1 protein-coding gene is annotated in these 1,295 nt (G+C 38.1%); it reads right to left on the reverse strand.

The features are described 5' to 3' along the window. Positions 1 to 42: 42 nt before the first annotated feature. Positions 43 to 1,208 (reverse strand): IS3 family transposase gene (locus NCCP2331_RS18250; protein ID WP_251672123.1). Its coding sequence is split into 2 segments (ribosomal slippage): positions 43 to 932 and positions 932 to 1,208, totalling 1,167 coding nucleotides; the frame shifts between segments, so codons are not numbered across the junction. Between the last annotated feature and the right edge of the window lie 87 nt (positions 1,209 to 1,295).

The raw sequence follows: 1,295 nt of genomic DNA on the forward strand, positions 1-1,295 counted from the left end.
TAGACTGACATAGCCATATGAGACACATATAAAACACCTTAATTAGGCTGCTTTGACACCATATTTTACGGGTGTCAGGTAGCCTAATTTTTCTTGGATACGTTCTTCGTTATAATAATTCAAATAGGTGATTACCCGCTCAATTACATCTTGATTGCGTAGCGAATTAAATTTAACATATTGAAATTCCTCAGACTTCAAGTTCGAATGAAAAGACTCAATCACCGCGTTATCCCAACAGTTTCCTCTACGCGACATGCTGCTGACAAGGTCGTTTTCCTTAATGCACTCCTGATACGCATATGACGTGTAAACACTCCCTTGGTCTGAATGTACAATCACTCCTTCAGGGTGATTCCGGACAGCCAGCGCCTCCTTTAACGTGTCTATTACGAGTGGTGTCTGTTGGTGATCATATAATTTGTAGGCCACAATTTCATTATTGAACAGATCCATAATTGTTGAAAGATATTTTGTAGTACTACCATATTGGATATATGTGATGTCTGTCACCCACTTCTTGTTCGGTTCACTTGCTGCGAAATCACGCTTAAGAAGATTAGGGGCAATTATGATACTTTCACCTTGGGATTTCCACTTCCGTTTTGGTTTGATACGACACTGTAAATTATGCTTTTGCATCAGATTCTGAACGGTATTGCGATTCAATTCGATGTTGTATTTCCGCTTCAATAACGCTTTTATTTTTCTATGCCCATTCCGATATTTTGTACTCTTACACAGCTCCATAATGGCTTCCTCTTCTACTGAAAGCAACTTATTGATTCCTTGAAGAGACCACCTATAATAGTTCGCTCGTGGTACTCCCAATGCTGACAAGATGGCTGTAATCGTGTACTTCTTTTTAAACTTCTCTACAATTTGTAGAACTATTTCTTTTTTAACTCCCTTTCGATCTCCATGTACTTTTTTAGAATTTCATTCTCCATTTTTAAATGAGAAATTTGATGGTCTCGCTTGTCCTCTTCGCTGGAAAACTCGGGGCCATGACCAAAAGTGTATTGTTTACCGATTGGCTGATCAAATCGGTAAATTTCATTTGTGCGGTACCATTTCATCCAAGTTTCGACCTGTGATTTGTTTTTGATTCCATGCTTCTCCATAATCTCTTTAGTTGTTAATTCACCAGTCAATTTATCTTTAACAACTGCCCATTTAATCTCGCTTGAATATACGTTTTTGCCCATGCAAAAACACCTCCGATGTAAGTACTTGTTTACTAGTGTACCACTCCGAAGGTGTTTTATATTGTCTCAATAATTTAGGTTAGTCCA

Origin of the sequence: Sporosarcina sp. NCCP-2331 (assembly GCF_023707945.1) — a bacterium.
GTDB classification, from domain to species: domain Bacteria; phylum Bacillota; class Bacilli; order Bacillales_A; family Planococcaceae; genus Sporosarcina; species Sporosarcina cascadiensis.